Source organism: Brevibacterium limosum (assembly GCF_011617705.1).
Classification (GTDB): domain Bacteria; phylum Actinomycetota; class Actinomycetes; order Actinomycetales; family Brevibacteriaceae; genus Brevibacterium; species Brevibacterium limosum.
In genome coordinates this window covers 1,687,416-1,705,835 of the sequence record NZ_CP050154.1, presented here as the reverse complement: position 1 = coordinate 1,705,835, position 18,420 = coordinate 1,687,416, and the positions used below count along the sequence as shown (strand labels likewise).

Genomic DNA, 18,420 nt, shown 5'->3' with positions numbered 1-18,420 from the left:
AACTCCAATCACAGATCTCGGCTCGCATGTCTCCCGACCTCGACTGATGTTCCCCGATCCTGCTTCGGCCCTGAAGATTATCGAACGTTCAAAAATCTAGCCCAAAACCATTGACTTCACCAGGGTGATTTGGAAGTGTTCACATCAGTCGAAGTCCATTTCGGATTGACGACGACTCCGAGCACTGTCACTGACGACGACTCGGACACCGTGTGGAACGGTCACGTTCCAAGAGCTTTTCAAAGGAGAAAAGATGAACTCTGTCTCGCGAAGTCGCCGCCGCGGACTTTCGGCAGCAGCAGTCTTGGGTGCGATCGCACTGACTGCCACAGCATGCGGCGGCGGTGGTGGCTCAGGCGAGGGCGACACAGTCGTGATCGGCTACACCGGCCCGCTCAGCGGAGGGGGTGCCGCCTACGGCGAGAATGTGAAGATCGGCCTCGAGATGGTCATCGACGACCTCAATGCAGATGGTGTCGAAGTCGATGGCAATCCCGTCACGCTGGAGCTGAAGTCCCTCGACGACAAATACGCGCCGTCCACTGCCGCAAGCAATGCACAACGATTGGCAGATCAGGACAAGGCCCCGGTCGTCGTCTCGCCGAACGCCGGAGCGATCAAGGCGATTCAGCAGATCAACAGCGGCAGGTCGAACTTCCTCATCTCTGCGTACACCTCGGATCCGGCGATCATGCAGGCGGACAACCCTCTGACGATGATGATTCCTCCGAACTTCGAATCCTACGCTGAGGAGTTCTCCGAAACCGCCATGGAGCACGGAGGCAAGAAGCTCGCTCTGCTCGGTACCCAGAGTGAGTACGGGCAGCAGTGGACGAAGTCGATCAAGGACGCGTGGAGCGAAGCAGGTGGGAAGGTCGGCGGAGACAACAGCGTCGACTACGCCACCGTGTCCGACTTCGCAGGCCCCGTCTCGAAAGCCCTGGCAGAGAAGCCTGACGCGATCTTCGTCGGCGGACCGTCCCAACCGACTGCTCTGATCATGGAAGAAGCTCGCAAGCAGGGCTTCGAGGGCAGCTTCCTCGTCATGGATCAGGCGAAACTGGATGAGATGGCGACGGTGACGAAGCTCGACAATCTCAAGAACTCGGTCGGAGTCCTGCCCGTCTCCGAATATGAGGATCCGGGCACCGAGGACTTCCTGAAGAAGTTCGCGGAGAAGGCCGGTGACAAGAAGGTCCCGACCAGCGAGACGGCGCTGAACTACCAAGGAATTGCGATCATCGCGAAGGCGATGGAGGTCGCGGGGACGACGGACGACCCCGAGAAGATCCGCGAAGCCATCGGTGAAGCGCTGCCGGAAGTCGATGACAAGTACAAGGTCAATGGCTTCCCCGATGAGATCACGGAACAGGGCCACCTCCTCAATCCCAACCTGGAGGCAACTTTCCTCGATGAGGACGGCAAGTACACGAAGGTGCCGATCGAACAGGTATCCGACGACAAGTAATTCCCGTCTGCGGCACATCCGCGGGTGAGGCTCTTCGATCTGCCTCACCCCGGGCCGCACTCATGCCTGCAGAGGACCCGAATCATCATGACCCTCTTCATCCAACAGCTCTTCAACGGCCTCGCGCTGGGCGGCGTCTACTGCCTGGCCGCGATCGGTCTGACATTGGTATTCGGAGTGCTGCGCATTCCCAACCTGGCCCACGGTGCGCTGTATATGCTCGGCGCCTACATCACCTATTTCTTCCTCACCACCGTCGGTGTTCCCTATATCGCCGCGATCGGCATTGCGGCGATCATGCTCTTCGTCGTCGGCGTCGGGCTCGAGCGCCTCGTATTCCACCCGTTGCGCAACTCCCCGCACACCCACCACATGATCGCGGCCGTCGGTGCGATGTTCTTCTTCCAAGCACTGGCCCAAGCGATCTGGGGTGCCGACTTCCGCCGCATGGACACACCGGTCACCGGCGAGCTCCGAATCCTCGGTGCCGAGATCTCTGCGCAGCGGATCATCATCATCGTCACCGCTGTGATCGTGCTGGCGCTGTTGGCGTGGTTCATCAAGCGGTCCATCCATGGTCAGACGATCGAGGCGATCGAACAGGATCGCGTCGGAGCATCTCTGGTCGGCATCAACCCCTCGATGGTGTCGATGCTGACGCTGGGGCTCTCGGCCCTTCTGGCCACCATCGCGGCCGGCCTCGTCGCACCGATCAATCTCCTGTCTCCGACGATGGGCGACGCACTCAATCTCAAGGTGTTCGCCATCATCATCCTCGGCGGGCTCGGATCACTTCCGGGCGCCATTGTCGGCGGCTTCGCACTCGCGATCGCCGAGACGATGACAGCGACCTACATCTCCTCGGCAGTCGGCGAGACCGTGGCCTTCATCGTTCTCGTCGCCGTGCTGGCCATCAAACCCAACGGCCTGTTCACGAAGGCAGTGCAGCGATGAACTCACTGAAGAATCCTCGAATCATCGGCACCATCGCCGTCATCATCCTGCTCGGCCTGACACCATTGGCGTTTGCGCAGGAGAACTACACGATGCGAGTGATCACCGTCGGCATGTGTGCGGCGATCGCTGTCTACGGTCTCAATATCATCCTCGGCTTCACGGGACAGCTGAACCTGGCCCAAGGCGGATTCTTCGGCATCGGCGCCTATGGGGTGGGACTGCTCACCACCGATTACGATTGGACGTTCTGGGCCGCCTTCGTCGTGTCCGTCATCGGAACCGCGGTGATCGGCTACCTCTGCGGGCTGCTTGCGCTGCGGACCAAGGATGAGTACTTCGCCATCTTCACGATGGCCATCGGCTTCATCATCTTCCTCGTCATCAGCCGCTGGGAGTCCGTCACCCACGCACATTCCGGAGTCAACAATGTGAAATTCCCCGAAGGCGGAGGACTCGTCGACTTCGAGTCTCCGGTTGCGATGTTCTACCTCGTCTTCGCCGTCCTGCTCGTCTGTGTCTACACGACTTATGCGATTCGCCGCTCCAGCGTGGGCCGCACACTGCTGACCATCAGGACGAGTGAGGATCTGGCGGATGCGATCGGTGTGCGCGTCGGCTTCAGCAAACAGCTCGCGTTCGCCGCATCGGCCGTCTTCGGAGGTATCGGCGGAGGCCTCTATGCCACTGTGGTCGGCTTCATCGGACCCGATTCGGCATCGATCGACAAGACCTTCGAGTTCCTCATGTTCATTCTCGTCGGAGGAATGGGCACGGTCGCCGGCCCTCTGCTCGGCAGCATGATCGTGACGTTCCTGTTCGAACTGTTCCAGGACTTCCAGGCCTATCGATTCATCGTGCTGGGCCCCATCATCGTCGCCCTCGTGATCTTCGCACCGCGGGGAATCATCGGCTACCTCGGCGGGTTCGTCGACAGACGCAATCGACGACGCAGGGTGGAAGAGGCTCGCGGAGCCGAAGACGATCGTGATTCGGCAGACTCTTCGAACTCCGACGGGTCAGACGTCCGGCCCGAACGGAACGTCGCGGGCGGGGCCGAAACGAATGCCGGCCGGTCCGGAGGCACCACCTCTTCCGAGGAGACGAAATGACATTGCTTGAAATACGCGGCCTCGGTAAGCGCTTCGGCGGACTCGATGCGGTCAAGGACGTGAGCCTGGACGTCGAGGAGGGTCGGATCACCGCGGTGATCGGCCCCAACGGAGCAGGAAAATCAACCCTGTTCAACCTTGTCCACGGCTTCTATCGACCCACGGCAGGGACCATCAGTTTCAAGGGTGAGGACATCACTCATTCCTCCCCGCACAATACGGTCGCCGACGGCATTGCCCGCACATTCCAGACAACGAACCTGTTCGATGACAGCACCCTGTTGGAGAACGTCTTGGCCGGTCGGATCGTCCGTTCGAAGTCCAATGTCTTCGATGCCGTCTTCCACACGCCTCGCCACCGACGAGAATCACGCATCAACGAGGACAGGGCTATGGAAGCTCTTGAGTTCTGCGGGGTCGCGGAGTATCGGCACGATCTGGCGTCCAATGTTCCCCAAGAGGTGCAGAAGCGCACCGCAGTGGCAATGGCGCTGGCCACCGAGCCTGAGCTGCTGCTGCTCGATGAACCCGCCGGCGGCATCCCCGAAGAGGAGACGGTCGATTTCGGCAATCTCATCCGTTCGCTGCCGCAGCGAGGGATCTCCGTCCTCCTCGTCGAACACAAGATGACGATGATCATGGACCTCGCAGATACGATCCTCGTCCTCGACCACGGGCAGAAGCTGGCGCTCGGTGCGCCGGCGGAGATCCAGTCGAATCCGGACGTCATCCGCGCGTACCTCGGTTCGACAGCACAGGAGGAGAACTGATGCTCACGCTCGACAACGTCAGCACCGGATACGATGCCGCCGATGTGCTCCATGGCGTGAGCATCACTGCTCGACCCGGCGAGCTCACCGTCATCCTCGGAGCGAACGGATCCGGCAAGACCACTCTGTTCAAAACCATCAGCGGACTGATGCGTGTACGTGCCGGGTCGATCGCCTACGAGGGACGACAGCTTCATCGAGCCCGTCCCAACGCGATCGTCAAGGCCGGTATCGCGCACTGCCCCGAAGGTCGCCATCTGTTCGGCAAGATGTCGGTGGAGAAGAACCTGCGTCTGGGGTCCTACCCTCACCGGAACGGTTCTCGAACCGAAGAGATCTATGCTGAGGTCCTCGACCTGTTTCCGATCCTCAAGGAGAAGGCGAAGCAGCCGGCAGGCTCCCTGTCCGGAGGACAGCAGCAGATGGTCGCGGTCGGTCGAGCGCTGATGTCGGATCCGAGCCTGCTGATCCTGGATGAGCCGTCGATGGGTTTGGCTCCCATCGTCGTCGAGCAGGTCCTCGAATCGGTCGCCCAGATCAACCGCAACGGGATCGGAGTCCTGCTCAGTGAGCAGAACGCGAAGGCATCATTGGCGATTGCCCACCGAGGCTACGTCCTCGCTGAGGGGCGGATCGTCCTCGCCGATGATGCCTCACGGCTGCTCGACAACCCGGACGTTCAGGCCGCCTACCTCGGCCTCTGAGGAACACGTACGGCTCTTCAGCTCAGGGAGGCAGGAAGGTCGCAACGAAATCTGAGCCGTCGTCAGCCGTCTCACTCGTCGACGAACCGGGAGACATCCCCGGCTCCGACACGGGCCACCTCGGGGAATCTGCCGGTGAAGTCGATGACCGAGGTCGGCACGACTCCGGGGACACCGGACTCGATGACGATGTCGAGGTCATGGCCGAGCTGGTCCATGACATCTTCGGCGTGGGTCAGCGGATCCTCATCGCCGGGCAGCAGCAGCGTCGAGGACAGAATCGGCTCCCCCATCGCCTCGACGAGGGCGAGTGCCGTGACGTTCTGCGGAATCCGCGCACCGACCGAATGCTTCTTCGGGTGCATCATCCGGCGCGGAACTTCCTTCGTCGCCTTCATGATGAACGTGTACGGCCCCGGCGTCATCGACTTGATGGCACGGAAATCGGAATTGCCGACGATGACGAACTGGCCCAGTTGGGCGAAGTCGTGGCACATCAGCGTGAAATGGTGCTTCGAGCCGAGGTGCCGGATGCGGGTGATCCGCTCGATGCCTTCCTTGTTGTCCAAGGCGCAGCCGAGGGCATAGCAGGAATCCGTCGGATAGGCGATGAGGCCACCGCTCCTGAGGGACTCAGCGGCCTTGTCGATCAGTCGATCCTGCGGGTTCTCCGGATGGATATTCAGTAGTGTCGCCATACTTCATGCTAACCACTCAGCGTTCACAGTGCGAGGGGTTGACGGACAGCCGCTCGTCCGACCGAGACCGGGTTCTTCTTCAGACCGCGGCAGCGGGCTTCTTCAGTCCCTTGACCAGTTCGGCCCGACCGGTGTCCGGATCCGACGCGAGAAGGATATTCACCCACCTGGCCTTCGGGTCCGCGTCGACCAGGAGTGCCTTGATCAGCAGGGTCGCCGGCAGTGCCAGGAGGGCGCCGAGCCAGCCGAGGATCCACACCCAGAACAGCAGCGACAGGAACGACACCAGCGGGGTGACGCCGACGGATTCGCCAGTGAACTTCGGCTGGATGATCGCTTGGATGACGAAGTTGAGCACGCTGTAGGCGATGACCACCCACAGGGCCGACTGCCACCCGCTGTCGACCAGCGCCAGCAGCGCCGGCGGGACGAGGCCGATGACGAAGCCGATGTTCGGGATGTAGTTCGTCAGGAAAGCGAGCACGCCCCACACCCAGATGAGCGGAACGTCGATGATCGCCAAGGCGATGACGTCGAGGAATGCGACGATGAGGCCGAAGATCGTGGCCACCACCCAGTAGCGGCGGACACCGCCCGCGAAGTCGCCGATCGACGCCGACAGCGAGGGCTTCACGTCGAGCAGCATCCCCATCCGCCTGTCGATGCCCATCGAATCCATCGCCACGAAGAACACCGCCATGATCACCGTGGTCAGCAGCCCGGCGACCGAGGACACGTTCGTCAGCAGCGGGTAGATCGCGTCGAGGACGGAGCGGACGTCGAAAGCTGAGAGCTGCTGCTGGATCACCGAGGAGGTCACTCCGATGTCCGACAGCAGCGCCAAGGCATTCTGGTACGTGTTGACGAGTTCGTTGCTGTAGCTGGGGATGAGGATGACGAGTTCGGCCACCGACCATGCGGTGAGTCCGAAGAACGCGAAGATCATGCACAGCACGAGCACGACCGAGATGCACGCTCCAATCGCCCGCGGCACCTTGATCCGGGTGAGCATCCGCTGCACCGGGTAGACGACGATGTAGAAGTTCAGTGCGAGGAACACCGGAGCCACGATGTCCTGGAGCCCGCGGAAGAACATCAGCGCGTAGGCCAACCCCGCCAGGGTCACTGCGATCATCAGCGCCCGTGCCGGTGGGCGCGCATGCCAGGGCCGTGCTCCGTCGACCGCGTCCGATTCCTCACCGGATGCTGAGGTGGATTCCTCTGTCGCCGAGGCGGCCCCGCCGCTCCGCGCCCCCGTGGAGGTGGCAGGACCGGAAGACTCCCTCGCGGAGTCCGGTCCGGACTCCGTCACCGATCCTGAGGACGGCGCAGACGCGGTCGGGCACGCGGCATCGCCGGCTGTGCCGCCGGCACCGTCAGCGGCGCCCGATGTCGCCGTCTGCTCGTCCTCGTTCATTCAGCGTCCCCGACGCTTCTCGCGGATGCGCATCGACACTTCGATGGGCGTGCCCTTGAAGCCGAACGTCTCACGCAGACGACGGGTGATGAACCGGCGATAGCCGGGATCGAGGAAGCCGGTGGTGAAGAGCACGAACTTCGGCGGACGCGACTGCGCCTGAGTGCCGAAGAGGATACGCGGCTGCTTGCCGCCGCGCACCGGGTGCGGGTTGGCCGCGACGAGTTCGCCGAGGAACGCGTTGAGCCGACCCGTCGGAATGCGGGTGTCCCAGCCTTCGAGAGCGGTTTCCATCGCCGGTACGAGCTTCTCGGCGTGACGTCCGGTCTTCGCCGAGATGTTCACGCGCGGCGCCCAAGCCACATGGCCGAGGTCCCGTTCGATCTCCCGCTCCAGATAGAAGCGACGTTCGTCATCGAGCAGATCCCACTTGTTGAACGCCAGCACCACGGCACGACCCGCCTCGACGGCGGTCATGACGATGCGCACGTCCTGCTCGCTCAGCGGATCCTGGACCTCCATGAGGACGAGGGCCACCTCGGCGCGTTCGAGCGCGGTCTGCGTGCGCAGCGCGGCATAGAAATCGGCGCCGCTGGCCTGATGGGCACGACGGCGGATACCGGCGGTGTCGACGAACCGCCACTGCTTCCCACCGAGCTCGATGAGCTCGTCGACGGGGTCACGGGTGGTGCCGGCGACATTGTCCACGAGCACACGGTCGCTGCCGATGAGCTGGTTGAGCAGGGAGGACTTGCCGACGTTCGGACGACCGACGAGGGCCACCCGACGCGGTCCGCCCTCTTCGACGCGGGTGTCGACGGCCGAGACCTCGGGCAGGATCGTGAGCACTTCGTCGAGCAGGTCGGCGACTCCCCGACCGTGCAGAGCCGACACCGTCCAGGGCTGGCCGAGGCCCAGGCCCCAGAGTTCGGCGGCCATGAGCTCGCCGCGCTCGTCGTCGACCTTGTTCGCGGCGAGGAGGACCGGCTTCTTCTTCCGACGCAGCATCTTCACGACCATCTCATCGGTCGAGGTCGGACCGGTCGTGGCGTCGACTACGAGGAGGACGGCGTCGGCCATGTCCACGGCGATCTCGGACTGGATCGCAATGCGCGAGGCCATGCCCTTCGAGTCCTGATCCCAACCGCCGGTGTCGACGAGGGTGAATTCTTGTCGGTTCCATTCCGCCCGATAGCTCACCCGGTCACGGGTGACTCCCGGAACGTCCTCGACGACGGCTTCGCGGCGGCCGAGGATGCGGTTGACCAGCGTCGACTTGCCGACGTTGGGGCGACCGACGACGGCCAGCACCGGTGCGGCACCGAGCTCTTCGTCGTCGTCTTCGTCGAAGCCGTAGGCGCGCAGCAGCGCACGGTCCTCGTCTTCGAGCTCATAGCTTTCGAGTCCGGCCTCGAGCGCGGTCGCCCGCTGCTCGGCCTCCTCATCGCTGATGCTCTCGACACGGTCGACGAGGTCGTCGTCGGGTGTCTCGTGAAATTCGGATTCGCTCATTGTGAGTCCTTCACCAGTTGCAGCACCGTCTCGACCACCTGGTCGAAGTCGATGTCGCTGGTATCGAGTGTGTACACTCCGTCGGCGGCCTCGAGGAAGCTCGTCGTGGCGGAGTCCTTGGCGTCACGGCCCGTGACGAGGGCTTGGGTGGCGGCGATCGCCTCGGCCTCGGCATTGCCGTGCACTTCCTTGGCCCGGCGGGCCACACGGACCTCATCGCGGGCGGTCATGAGGATGCGCACATCGGCGTCGGGGGCCACCACGGTCGTGATGTCCCGGCCTTCGACGACGATGCCCTCGGAGGCGGCGGCGATATAGGACCGCTGCATCTCGATGAGCTCCTCGCGGGCGTCGATGACGCCGGAGACCGTCTGCACATTCGACGAGACGTCCTCACCGCGGATGTCCTCGGTGACGTCGATGTCGTCGACGGAGACGAAGAATTCGTCGGGGCTCAGCGAGATCTCCAGATCCGCACCGCGCACCTGTTCGAGCACGTCGACGGGGTCGGTGACCCCGCGGCCCCGGCACAGCCACGCCATCGCCCGGTACATCGCCCCTGTGTCGAGGTACTGGTAGCCCAGCCGACGCGCCACCTCCTTGGCGGTGCTCGACTTGCCCACTCCGGACGGTCCGTCAATGGCTACGACGCTCATGCAGTTCCTTCTCTCTCGATGGCGGATTCGGGGATCTGCCATCCCTTCGACAGCAATCCGATCTCCAGCTCCTGCTGGATGGCCGGGACCACGGACACGTCGACCATGCCCAGTTTCCGACCGGAGGCGTGATCCATCCTGAAGTCTTCGACGTTGACGCCGAGGTCGCCGATGTCCTTGAACAGCCGGGCCAGCATACCGGGGGTATCCGGAACCAGGATCGTGACAACAGCATAGGTGGTCGGCGGCTGCCCGTGCTTGCCGGGAATCCGGTCGTGGCCCTCGTTGCCCAGGGCGATCGCCTTCGCGAGCAGCCCGGTCGACCCGGGCCCGAGTTCGAGGGCGCCGATGACCTCGTCGAGTTCGGTGCGCAGATCGATGAGCACGGACCGGACCTCCTCGGCGTTGCCGGTCAGGATCTGCGTCCACAGGCCCGGATCCGAGGCGGCGATGCGGGTGACATCGCGCAGTCCCTGCCCGGCCAGCGAGATCTCCTCCAAGGGCGCATGGCGCAGCTGGGAGGCCACCAGGGAGGACACGATCTGCGGCACATGCGAGACCTTCGCGACCGCGGCATCGTGGATGCGCGGGTCGAGGTGGAGCACCGAGGCGCCCGTGTCCTCGGCCATAGCGATGACCTCGCTGAGGCGGTCGGCCGGTGTGTCCTCATCCGAGCAGATCACCCAGGGCCGGGCCGTGAAGAGGTCCGACTGGGCGGCGATCGCTCCGGACTTCTCGCGTCCGGCCATCGGATGGCAGCCGATGTAGCGATCGAGCCGAGTGCCGGTGACCAGTTCGCGCACCGCTTCGAGCAGGCGGGTCTTGACGCTGGCGACGTCCGTGACCGTGGCGTTCGGGTAGTCCTCGAGTGCCGCGGCGATGACCCAGGCGGCCACATCGGGCGGGGTCGCGACGACGACGATGTCCGGGTGTGCGGGCGCCGACACATCGGTGGCATCGGTCGGGCCGGCCTCCTCGGCGAAGGCATCGGTCGGGTTGACGACCTGACCGGCGCCGAGGTCAGCGGCGAGCTGCTGCGCGGTCGGCGAGGTGTCTTCGAGGGTCACCTGATGGCCCTGTGCGCTCAGCGCCAAACCCAGGCTGGCACCGAGCAGGCCGGTGCCGATGATGTGGACTCTCACAGACCGACGGCCTCGAACAGTGCGCCGACCTCATCGGAGCGCAGCGGGCGGATCTTGCCCTGCTTCTGCTCGTCGAGGACGATGGGTCCGAACTTCAGCCGCACGAGGCGCTCCACCGGGTGGCCGATCTCGGCGAGCAGGCGGCGCACGATGCGGTTGCGGCCGGAGTGGAGGGTGAGTTCGACGACGGACTTGCCCGGGGTCGAATCGACGAGTCTGAAGTCATCGACCTTGACGAATCCGTCTTCGAGGTCGATTCCGGCCTTGAGGATGGCTCCGGCGTCCTTCGCCAGCTGGCCCTTGACCTTCGCGAGGTAGGTCTTCGGGATCTCGTAGCGCGGGTGGGCCAGGCGGTTGCTCAGCTCCCCGTCGTTGGTGAGCAGGATGATGCCTTCGGTCTCGGTGTCGAGGCGGCCGATGTGGAAGAGGCGCTCGTTGTTGTTGCGCACGTAGTCGGCCAGGCAGGGCCGGCCTTCGGGATCGCTCATGGTCGACACGACCCCCGCGGGCTTGTTGAGCACGAGGTAGACCTTCTTGGTCTGTGTCGAAATTCTCACTGTATCCACGTACACGGACTGCGTTTCGGGGTCGATCCGGGTGCCCAGTTCGGTCACGATGCTGCCGTCGACCTCGACTCGGCCGTCGACGATGAGCTGTTCGCAGGCACGACGTGATCCCAGGCCCGCCTCGGCGAGCACCTTCTGCAACCGCACACCCCCGCTGACGTGGGCGTCCGATGTCTGACCGGCACCCGAACCGCCCTTGTCGGAGGCCTGATCGGCCGTCGCTGCGCGCTGTTTTCGGCTGGGTCGGTTCTGGCGCCCGCCGGGGGCGCGGTGATCACGGTAGGGACTCATACATCCATTCTCTCAAATCAATCACCGACTCGTGACATCTCGGCGGCCGAATCGGGATCGTCGTCGAGATCGTCTTCGAGGGCGCCGTCGATTTCGGCGAGCACCTCGGTGTCTTCCGCGCCGAGTTCGGCGACGTCGGCGTCTTCGGGCAGGTAGGGGGCGATATCGGGCAGGTCATCGATCGCGTTCATGCCCATCGTGTCGAGGAACTGCGGGGTGGTGGCGTAGAGCAGCGCCGAGGTGGACGCCTCCTTGCCGGCTTCGACGATGAGTCCGCGCAGCAGCAGGGTGCGGATGACGCCGTCGACGCTGACTCCGCGGATGGCGGCGATGCGGGGACGGGAGATCGGCTGCCGGTAGGCGATGACCGCCAGAGTCTCGAGTGCGGCTTGGGAGAGCTTCGCGCTCTGCCCGGCGGTGAGGAAGTCCTTGACGACTTCGTGGTAGTCGCCGCGGGAGAAGATGCGGAAGCCTCCGGCGACGTGGCGGATCTCGAACCCGCGCTGTCGCCGGTTCTCATCCCCGTCGTAGTCGGCCTTGAGCGTCTGGACGGCTTCGAGGACCGTGTCCTCGTCGAGGCCGAGAGAACTTGCGAGGTCGTCGGCGCTGACGGCCGAATCGGTGATCATGAGGACGGCTTCGATGCCGGCGAGGACCTCGTCGTCGATCATGATCGCACTCCCCCATCGTCGTCTTCGTCGGCGCTCCAGGCGCCTTCGGTGCGCAGGTCGACCCCGTCCTCGTTCATCTCGGTGCGGTGGATGAGCAGCCGGCCCAGGGGTTCGGGCTGGTCGAAGTCGCAGAGTCCGACCTTGAACAGTTCGAGCAGGGCGAGGAACCTCGCCACGACCACCAGAGTGTTCTCGGCGGTTTCGAGCAGATCCTGGAAGTCGACGTCACCGGCGCGCAGCAGTGCGAGGATGTGCCCGCGCTGTTCGGACACGCTGACCAGCGGCAAGTGGATGTGGTCGACGGCCACGCTCGGCGGGGTGTGGTCGCGCTGGAGCACCGTGGCGAAGATTCCGGCCAGCTCTCCTGGGCCGATGTTGAGCTCCAACGGCGGCAGCACGTCCTGGAACTCGGCTTCGAGTCCGACATCGCGTGGGGCGCGGATCGACCCGGCGGCCATCGCCTCGGCGAGGTATCCGGACACGGATTTGTACGCCTTGTACTGCAGCAGTCGGGCGAAGAGGAGGTCGCGGGCCTCGAGCAGTTCGAGGTCGAGGACCTCCTCACCGTCTTCGTGCGGCAGCAGTCGCGCGGTCTTGAGGTCGAGCAGGGTCGCGGCGACGAGGAGGAACTGGGAGATCTCGGCGAGGTTCGCCTGATCCTTGAGTTCGGTGGTGTAGGCGATGAACTCATCGGTCACCTCGGCCAGCGCGATCTCCGTGACGTCGAGGCGGCGTTTCGAGATCAGACCCAGCAGCAGGTCGAAGGGGCCGGTGAAGTTCTCCAACCGCACCTGGAAACCCTGCGCGGCGTCATCGCCGGATGCAGTGCCATCGCCGGTCGTCGTGTCATCGCCGGAGACGACTTCGGCCTCCGCGGATGCTTCGCCAGAAACGGCCTCTCCTGAAACGGGTGCCGCTTCCTCCTCGTGGACTACGAAGTCGCTCAGGGTGCGCCTCCGCGGGCGATGAGCTCCCGGGCCAGTCGACGGTAGGCTTCGGAGCCGGCGTGTTTGGGTGCGAAGCTTGTGATCGGTTCGGCCGCCACAGAGGCGTCGGGGAACTTCACGGTGCGGTTGATGACGGTCTCGAAGACCTTGTCGCCGAAGGCCTCGGTCACCCGCGACATGACTTCCTTCGAGTGCAGGGTCCGCGAGTCGAACATCGTGGCGAGGATTCCGTCGACCTCGAGTGAGGGGTTGAGCCGGTCCTGGACCTTCTCGATCGTCTCGACCAGCAGGGCGACGCCGCGCAGTGCGAAGAACTCGGTCTCGAGCGGGATGACGACACCGTGGGCGGCCGTCAGCGCGTTGACGGTGAGCAGTCCGAGCGAGGGCTGGCAGTCGATGAGGATGACATCGTATTCGTCGGCGACCTTCGACAGGGCACGAGCGAGCACCTGCTCGCGGGCGACCTCGCCGACGAGCTGGACTTCGGCCGCGGAGAGGTCGATGTTCGCCGGCAGGATGTCGATGTTGTCGAAGTCCGTTTCGACGATGACCTCGTGCGGGTCGAGTCGCGGGTTCATCAGCAGGTTGTAGATGCTGATGTCGAGCTCATAGGGGTTGAGTCCCAGTCCGACGGACAGTGCGCCCTGCGGGTCGAAGTCGACGAGCAGCATCTTGCGGCCGTAGGCGGCCAGGGCCGCTCCGAGGTTGATCGACGAGGTCGTCTTCCCGACTCCGCCCTTCTGATTGACCATCGCGATGATGCGGGCGGGCCCATGCGAATCCAGGGGTGCCGGCTCCGGATACTCCTGGGGCTCGCTTGCGGTCCGCTGCTGGGGGATATCCAACGCCTCTTGCGTATTCATCACTCGGATGGCCACCTTTCGTTGCTCTACGTCCAACCCTACCGCGCCCGAGGGTGCGAGGTCGCGTACACTTCCCGCAGTGTCTCCTCGGAGACTTTCGTATAGATCTGCGTCGTCGTCACCGAGGCATGTCCGAGCAGCTCCTGTACGACGCGGATGTCCGCCCCTCCTTCGAGCAGATGCGTGGCGAAGGAGTGCCGGAATGTGTGTGGGGAGACCTCTGCGTCGATCGTCGCCGCCTGACCTGCGTCCTTGACGATCTGCCACGCCGAGACCCGGGAGAGCCGGGTGCCGCGTGCGTTGAGGAACAGTGCACCTGCGGACGAGGATTTTGCCTTCGCCGCCATCGCCGGCCGCGCTCGGGCCACCCACGCTCCCAGGGCTCGGGCGGCGTGGGATCCGAAGGGCACGATCCTCTCCTTCCCGCCCTTTCCGTAGAGCCGGACGAGCCCGGAGTCGAGGTCGAGGTCATCGAGGTCGATCCCCACGGCTTCGGAGATGCGCGCCCCCGTGGCGTAGAGGAGTTCGAGGAGGGCCGCGGCCCGGATCTGCACCGGCTCCTGGCCGTCCGTGGTCGCGATCATCGCTTCGATGTCATCGAGCGCGAGGGCCTTGGGCAGGCGCAGTCCCTCCTGCGGTGGGCTGACCTCGGAGGCGGGGTCCGTGGACGCGAGGTTCTCCCCCAGCGCGAAGGTGTGGAATCGTCGCACCGCGACGAGTGCGCGTGCCCGACTCCGCGGCGCCAGTCCCGAATCGAGCAGGTGGAGGCCATAGCTCTCCACCTTCCGTCGATCGACCTCGCCGAGGCGGCTCACCCCGTCGTCGCTCAGCCACGTTCCGTACCGGGCGAGGTCACGGGCGTAGGCGTCGATGGAGTTCATCGACAGTCCCCGCTCGAACCGCAGGGAGGCGAGATAGGACTCGAATGCGCGCCGCAGGTCCTCGGGCAGGTCCTCCGGCAGCAGTTCGGCCCCGTGCCGAGCCACAGGAGATCAGTCCTCGCTCGGGCCGACCTGTGTGGGCAGCCCATCCCCGCCACCTGAACCGGTCGTCCCGACCGTCGCACCGCGGCCGAAGTCGGGACGGCCGTCGACGAGTCGCCTGGGCGCATCGACCGGGCGCAGCTCCACTGGCGCTCGCGCCGCTTCGGCGCGCAGCACCCGGTCGACCTGGAAGATCGCGAGCTGGGCGATCGCGTTGGTGATCCGTCCATCGGCCACGGCCTCGAGTGCTTCGTCGACGTCGACCCATGCGAAGCGGAACCCCGCCTCTTCCTCGCCGCGTTCGTGACGATCGGCCTCGGGGACGAAGGAGAGCTCGCGGGCCAGGTAGAGGCGCATCGTCTCGGAGCTGCCACCCGGGGTCAGGCAGGAGTCGCTGAGGAGTTCCCACTGTGCGGCGGTGAGGTCGGCCTCCTCGACGAGTTCCCGCTTCGCCGCATCGAGCGGGTCCTCCCCGGGGATGTCGAGCAGACCGGCCGGGACCTCCCACAGGCGGGCCCGGACGGGGTGCCGGTACTGCTGGGCCAGCAGGATCCGCTGCCGATCGTCGATGACGGCGACGCCGACGGCACCGGTGTGCGCCATGAGATCGCGGACGAGTCCGGACGCCTCGGGCAGGTCGAAGGTCTCCTTGCGGATGTCCCAGACTGCGCCTTCGTAGACGACTTCGGACGAGGAGATCGGCGGGGTCACCGGTTCGTCCTGCAGGACCTCATCGTGTGCAGAGCTCATGGAGTGCCTTCCTGATCATCGACGGTGGTGGAACGGCGAATGCCGCCGGCGTTCTCGCCGGCGGCATTCCCAGTGTTCATGGACAACGGTCACTGACGTTCGAGTGCGGCGGCGACCAGACCGGCGAACAGCGGATGCGGTGAGGTCGGACGCGACTTCAGCTCGGGGTGCGCCTGAGTGGAGACGTAGAACGGATGCGTAGGCAGTTCGACGAACTCGACGAGCTCACCGTTGGGTGAGGTACCGGAGAATTCGAGCCCCGCCTCGGCGAGCTGGTCGCGGTAGGTGTTGTTGACCTCGTAGCGGTGACGGTGACGTTCGCTGATCGTCGTCGCCCCGTACACGCCGGCCACTACGCTGCCTTCGGTGAGCTTCGCCTCGTAGGTGCCCAGGCGCATGGTGCCGCCCAGGTCGCCTTCGCCTTCGACGATCGAGAGCTGCTCGGCCATGGTCGCGACGACCGGAGCCGTGGTCTCGGGGTCGAATTCGGACGACGAGGCCGCCTCGATGCCGGCGACGTTGCGTGCGTATTCGATGACCATGCACTGCAGACCCAGGCACAGACCCAGGGTCGGAATGCCGTTGGTGCGGGTGTATTCGAGGGCTCCGAGCTTGCCTTCGATGCCGCGGATGCCGAAGCCGCCGGGCACGCAGACCGCGTCGAGACCGTCCAGTGCCGCCGCGGCCCCGGCTTCGGTGGAGCAGTCATCGGACTGGATCCACTTGATCCTGACCTTCGCGTCGTTGGCGAAACCGCCGTGGCGCAGCGCCTCGGTGACGGAGAGGTAGGCGTCGGGCAGGTCGATGTACTTGCCGACGATGCCGATCGTGACGTCCCGGGACGGGTTGTGCACGCGTTCGAGCACCCAGTCCCACTTCGTCCAGTCGACGTCGCGGAAGGGCAGGTTGAGGTTGCGGATGACGAATACGTCGAGGCCGCCGTCGTGGAGGACCTTCGGGATGTCGTAGATGCTCGGGGCGTCGACGCAGGACACGACCGCTTCGGTCTCGACGTCGCAGGCGCCGGCGATCTTCGCGCGGATCGAGTCCGGCAGCTCGCGGTCGGAGCGCAGCACGATGGCATCGGGCTGGATGCCGATGGAGCGCAGAGTCGCCACGGAGTGCTGGGTCGGCTTCGTCTTCAGCTCGCCGGAGGGCCCGAGGTAGGGCACGAGGGAGACGTGGATGAAGAACACGTTGTCCCGGCCGATGTCGTGGCGGACCTGGCGGGCCGCTTCGAGGAAGGGCTGGGATTCGATATCGCCGACGGTGCCGCCGATCTCGGTGATGATGACATCGGGGCGGTCCGCCTCGGGGCGTTCGGCCTGGGCGCGCATCCGCGCCTTGATCTCGTCGGTGATGTGCGGGATGACCTGAACGGTGTCGCCGAGGTACGCGCCGCGGCGTTCCTTCGCGATGACCGAGGAGTAGATCTGCCCGGTGGTCACGTTCGCGGCACCGTCGAGGCTGTTGTCGAGGAAGCGCTCGTAGTGGCCGATGTCGAGGTCGGTCTCTGCGCCGTCCTCGGTGACGAAGACTTCACCGTGCTGGAAGGGGTTCATCGTGCCGGGATCCACGTTGAGGTAGGGATCCAGCTTCTGCATGGCCACGGTGAGGCCGCGCTGAGTGAGCAGATGGCCGAGGCTCGATGCCGTCAGACCCTTGCCCAACGAGGAGGCGACGCCTCCCGTGACGAAGATGTGCTTTGCCGTATGTGTGCCGCCAGGGCCAGTTCGATTCACCACGGGATTTGATTCTATCAAAGTCCGGCTCACGAGTCCGAGACGGCGTCGACCTCGGCGTACAGATCGAGCAGCGTTTCGGAGATCGCCGCCCCGTTGCTCACGTCGATGACCCGCTTCTTCGCTGCCACAGCGGAGGTTCCGCGTCCGGCCGGGTCGTCGAGAAGATGATTGATCTCACGCAGCAGCGCGTCCGTGTCATCGGCGGGAACGGCCTTCGCGGCCTCTCCCCAGATGCCGGCGCGGCGTTCGCTGCCGATGAAGACGGCCGGCTTCGACAGCTGCATGAGGTCTTCGTGGGACAGACCCGTCATGGTCTCGCTGGCGATGACGACGTCGGCGGCGGCCGCCACATCGACGAGATCGCCGGCGGGGGCGACGAGGACCCCGCGGTCGGCGAATTCGCGGGCGATCGTCGAGCGGTCCTTGCCGGTGCCGGTGAGGACGAAGACGACGTTGCGGTCGCGGCGTCGGCCGTTGATCTGGTCGGCGGCGTCGAGCACCGTCGCCAGGGCCGTGTGGTCGCGCAGGGCGATGGGGCTGGCGACCATCCAGGTGCCTTGCGCGACGCCGAGTTCGCTGCGGACCTCGGCCCGCGGTGTGCGCACCGTGAGGTCGACGTCGATGTCCGGGTGGACGAGTTCGGCGCGTTCGACGACGGGGATGCGGCCGCCGTAGTAGTCGACGACGGGTTCGGTCGTGCCGAGGACTGCGGTGGCGGTGCGGCCGACGATCTCGGCTCCGGTCTTCTCGATGACGTTCGCGGAGTCGAAGGATTCGATGGTGGCCACGAGCTTCGGGTGCAGGCGGGCGGGCAGGCCTGTGAAGGCCAGACCGGCGAGCGTCGCGGCGTGCAGTCCGTGCGCGTGGACGATGTCCACGTGCTGGTAGTACTTGTGAAGAGTGAAGGCGGTGTTCGGGTCGGCCATCGAGAAGCGTCTGCGTGCCGCGAGTTCGATCTCACGGAATTCGCCGGCCAGTTCCTCGGGAACGCCGAAGGTGCCCAGCAGTGACCGGTGCGCGGCGACGGCGACCTTGAAGCCGGCCCGGAGGTGGCCGAGCACGGCGAGCTTCGCCACTTCGACGACGGGACCGGTGGTATCGGCGAGCACGTGCAGAATCCTCGTGTCTGCGCTCAGTGGGTTGACCTCGCCGGATTCGCTCATTTCCTCAT

At 65.0% G+C, this 18,420-nt stretch carries 18 protein-coding genes; 5 read left to right on the top strand and 13 right to left on the bottom strand.

Annotated elements, in window-relative coordinates:
* Nucleotides 1-253: 253 nt before the first annotated feature.
* From GUY37_RS07610 to GUY37_RS07590, 5 genes are all read left to right on the top strand, one after another.
* Nucleotides 254-1,468 carry an ABC transporter substrate-binding protein gene (locus GUY37_RS07610; protein ID WP_166824075.1) on the top strand — a complete coding sequence of 405 codons (1,215 nt, stop codon included), beginning with the start codon at nt 254-256 and terminating at the stop codon, nt 1,466-1,468.
* An 87-nt stretch (nt 1,469-1,555) separates the two neighbouring features.
* Nucleotides 1,556-2,422, top strand: a complete 867-nt coding sequence (locus tag GUY37_RS07605; RefSeq protein WP_166824073.1) for a branched-chain amino acid ABC transporter permease — start codon at nt 1,556-1,558, stop codon at nt 2,420-2,422.
* Nucleotides 2,419-3,534, top strand: a complete 1,116-nt coding sequence (locus GUY37_RS07600; RefSeq protein ID WP_166824072.1) for a branched-chain amino acid ABC transporter permease — start codon at nt 2,419-2,421, stop codon at nt 3,532-3,534. Before GUY37_RS07605 ends, GUY37_RS07600 begins: the two co-directional genes overlap by 4 nt.
* Nucleotides 3,531-4,304 carry an ABC transporter ATP-binding protein gene (locus tag GUY37_RS07595; RefSeq protein WP_152348864.1) on the top strand — a complete coding sequence of 258 codons (774 nt, stop codon included), beginning with the start codon at nt 3,531-3,533 and terminating at the stop codon, nt 4,302-4,304. The genes GUY37_RS07600 and GUY37_RS07595 overlap by 4 nt, the downstream gene beginning before the upstream one ends.
* Nucleotides 4,304-5,008 carry an ABC transporter ATP-binding protein gene (locus tag GUY37_RS07590; protein ID WP_166824070.1) on the top strand — a complete coding sequence of 235 codons (705 nt, stop codon included), beginning with the start codon at nt 4,304-4,306 and terminating at the stop codon, nt 5,006-5,008. The genes GUY37_RS07595 and GUY37_RS07590 overlap by 1 nt, the downstream gene beginning before the upstream one ends.
* Before the next feature lie 71 nt (nt 5,009-5,079).
* On the opposite strand, the gene GUY37_RS07585 is transcribed toward GUY37_RS07590, so the two are convergent.
* From GUY37_RS07585 to GUY37_RS07525, 13 genes are all read right to left on the bottom strand, one after another.
* A complete protein-coding gene (locus GUY37_RS07585) occupies nt 5,080-5,706 on the bottom strand; it encodes an L-threonylcarbamoyladenylate synthase (protein WP_152348866.1) in 627 nt (208 codons plus the stop codon).
* Between the two features lie 79 nt (nt 5,707-5,785).
* Entirely contained in the window at nt 5,786-7,123 is a 1,338-nt protein-coding gene (locus tag GUY37_RS07580) for an AI-2E family transporter (RefSeq protein ID WP_228278425.1), read from the bottom strand.
* Nucleotides 7,124-8,635 carry a ribosome biogenesis GTPase Der gene (der, locus tag GUY37_RS07575; RefSeq protein ID WP_166824068.1) on the bottom strand — a complete coding sequence of 504 codons (1,512 nt, stop codon included), beginning with the start codon at nt 8,633-8,635 and terminating at the stop codon, nt 7,124-7,126.
* Nucleotides 8,632-9,291, bottom strand: coding sequence for a (d)CMP kinase (gene cmk / locus GUY37_RS07570; protein WP_166824066.1), 660 nt, complete (start codon nt 9,289-9,291; stop codon nt 8,632-8,634). Before cmk ends, der begins: the two co-directional genes overlap by 4 nt.
* Nucleotides 9,288-10,433 (bottom strand): prephenate dehydrogenase, encoded by a 1,146-nt coding sequence (locus tag GUY37_RS07565; RefSeq protein WP_166824064.1) that lies wholly within the window; start codon nt 10,431-10,433, stop codon nt 9,288-9,290. The genes cmk and GUY37_RS07565 overlap by 4 nt, the downstream gene beginning before the upstream one ends.
* The gene (locus tag GUY37_RS07560) at nt 10,430-11,290 is read right to left on the bottom strand and encodes a pseudouridine synthase (RefSeq protein WP_166824062.1); all 861 of its coding nucleotides are present in this window, start codon (nt 11,288-11,290) and stop codon (nt 10,430-10,432) included. The genes GUY37_RS07565 and GUY37_RS07560 overlap by 4 nt, the downstream gene beginning before the upstream one ends.
* 17 nt (nt 11,291-11,307) lie before the next feature.
* Nucleotides 11,308-11,961, bottom strand: a complete 654-nt coding sequence (gene scpB, locus GUY37_RS07555; RefSeq protein WP_166824060.1) for an SMC-Scp complex subunit ScpB — start codon at nt 11,959-11,961, stop codon at nt 11,308-11,310.
* Nucleotides 11,958-12,752: a segregation and condensation protein A gene (locus GUY37_RS07550; protein WP_228278424.1), complete on the bottom strand. Its 795-nt coding sequence runs from the start codon at nt 12,750-12,752 to the stop codon at nt 11,958-11,960. The genes scpB and GUY37_RS07550 overlap by 4 nt, the downstream gene beginning before the upstream one ends.
* Nucleotides 12,753-12,904: 152 nt before the next feature.
* The gene (locus GUY37_RS07545; protein ID WP_152348872.1) at nt 12,905-13,771 is read right to left on the bottom strand and encodes a ParA family protein; all 867 of its coding nucleotides are present in this window, start codon (nt 13,769-13,771) and stop codon (nt 12,905-12,907) included.
* 38 nt (nt 13,772-13,809) lie between these two features.
* Nucleotides 13,810-14,757 (bottom strand): site-specific tyrosine recombinase XerD, encoded by a 948-nt coding sequence (gene xerD / locus GUY37_RS07540; protein ID WP_166824058.1) that lies wholly within the window; start codon nt 14,755-14,757, stop codon nt 13,810-13,812.
* A gap of 6 nt (nt 14,758-14,763) precedes the next feature.
* On the bottom strand, nt 14,764-15,504 hold the full coding sequence (locus GUY37_RS07535) for an NUDIX domain-containing protein (protein ID WP_166824056.1): 741 nt from the start codon (nt 15,502-15,504) through the stop codon (nt 14,764-14,766).
* An 89-nt stretch (nt 15,505-15,593) separates the two neighbouring features.
* On the bottom strand, nt 15,594-17,267 hold the full coding sequence (locus GUY37_RS07530) for a CTP synthase (RefSeq protein WP_407645399.1): 1,674 nt from the start codon (nt 17,265-17,267) through the stop codon (nt 15,594-15,596).
* An 8-nt stretch (nt 17,268-17,275) separates the two neighbouring features.
* Nucleotides 17,276-18,412 carry a glycosyltransferase gene (locus GUY37_RS07525; protein ID WP_152348876.1) on the bottom strand — a complete coding sequence of 379 codons (1,137 nt, stop codon included), beginning with the start codon at nt 18,410-18,412 and terminating at the stop codon, nt 17,276-17,278.
* Between the last annotated feature and the right edge of the window lie 8 nt (nt 18,413-18,420).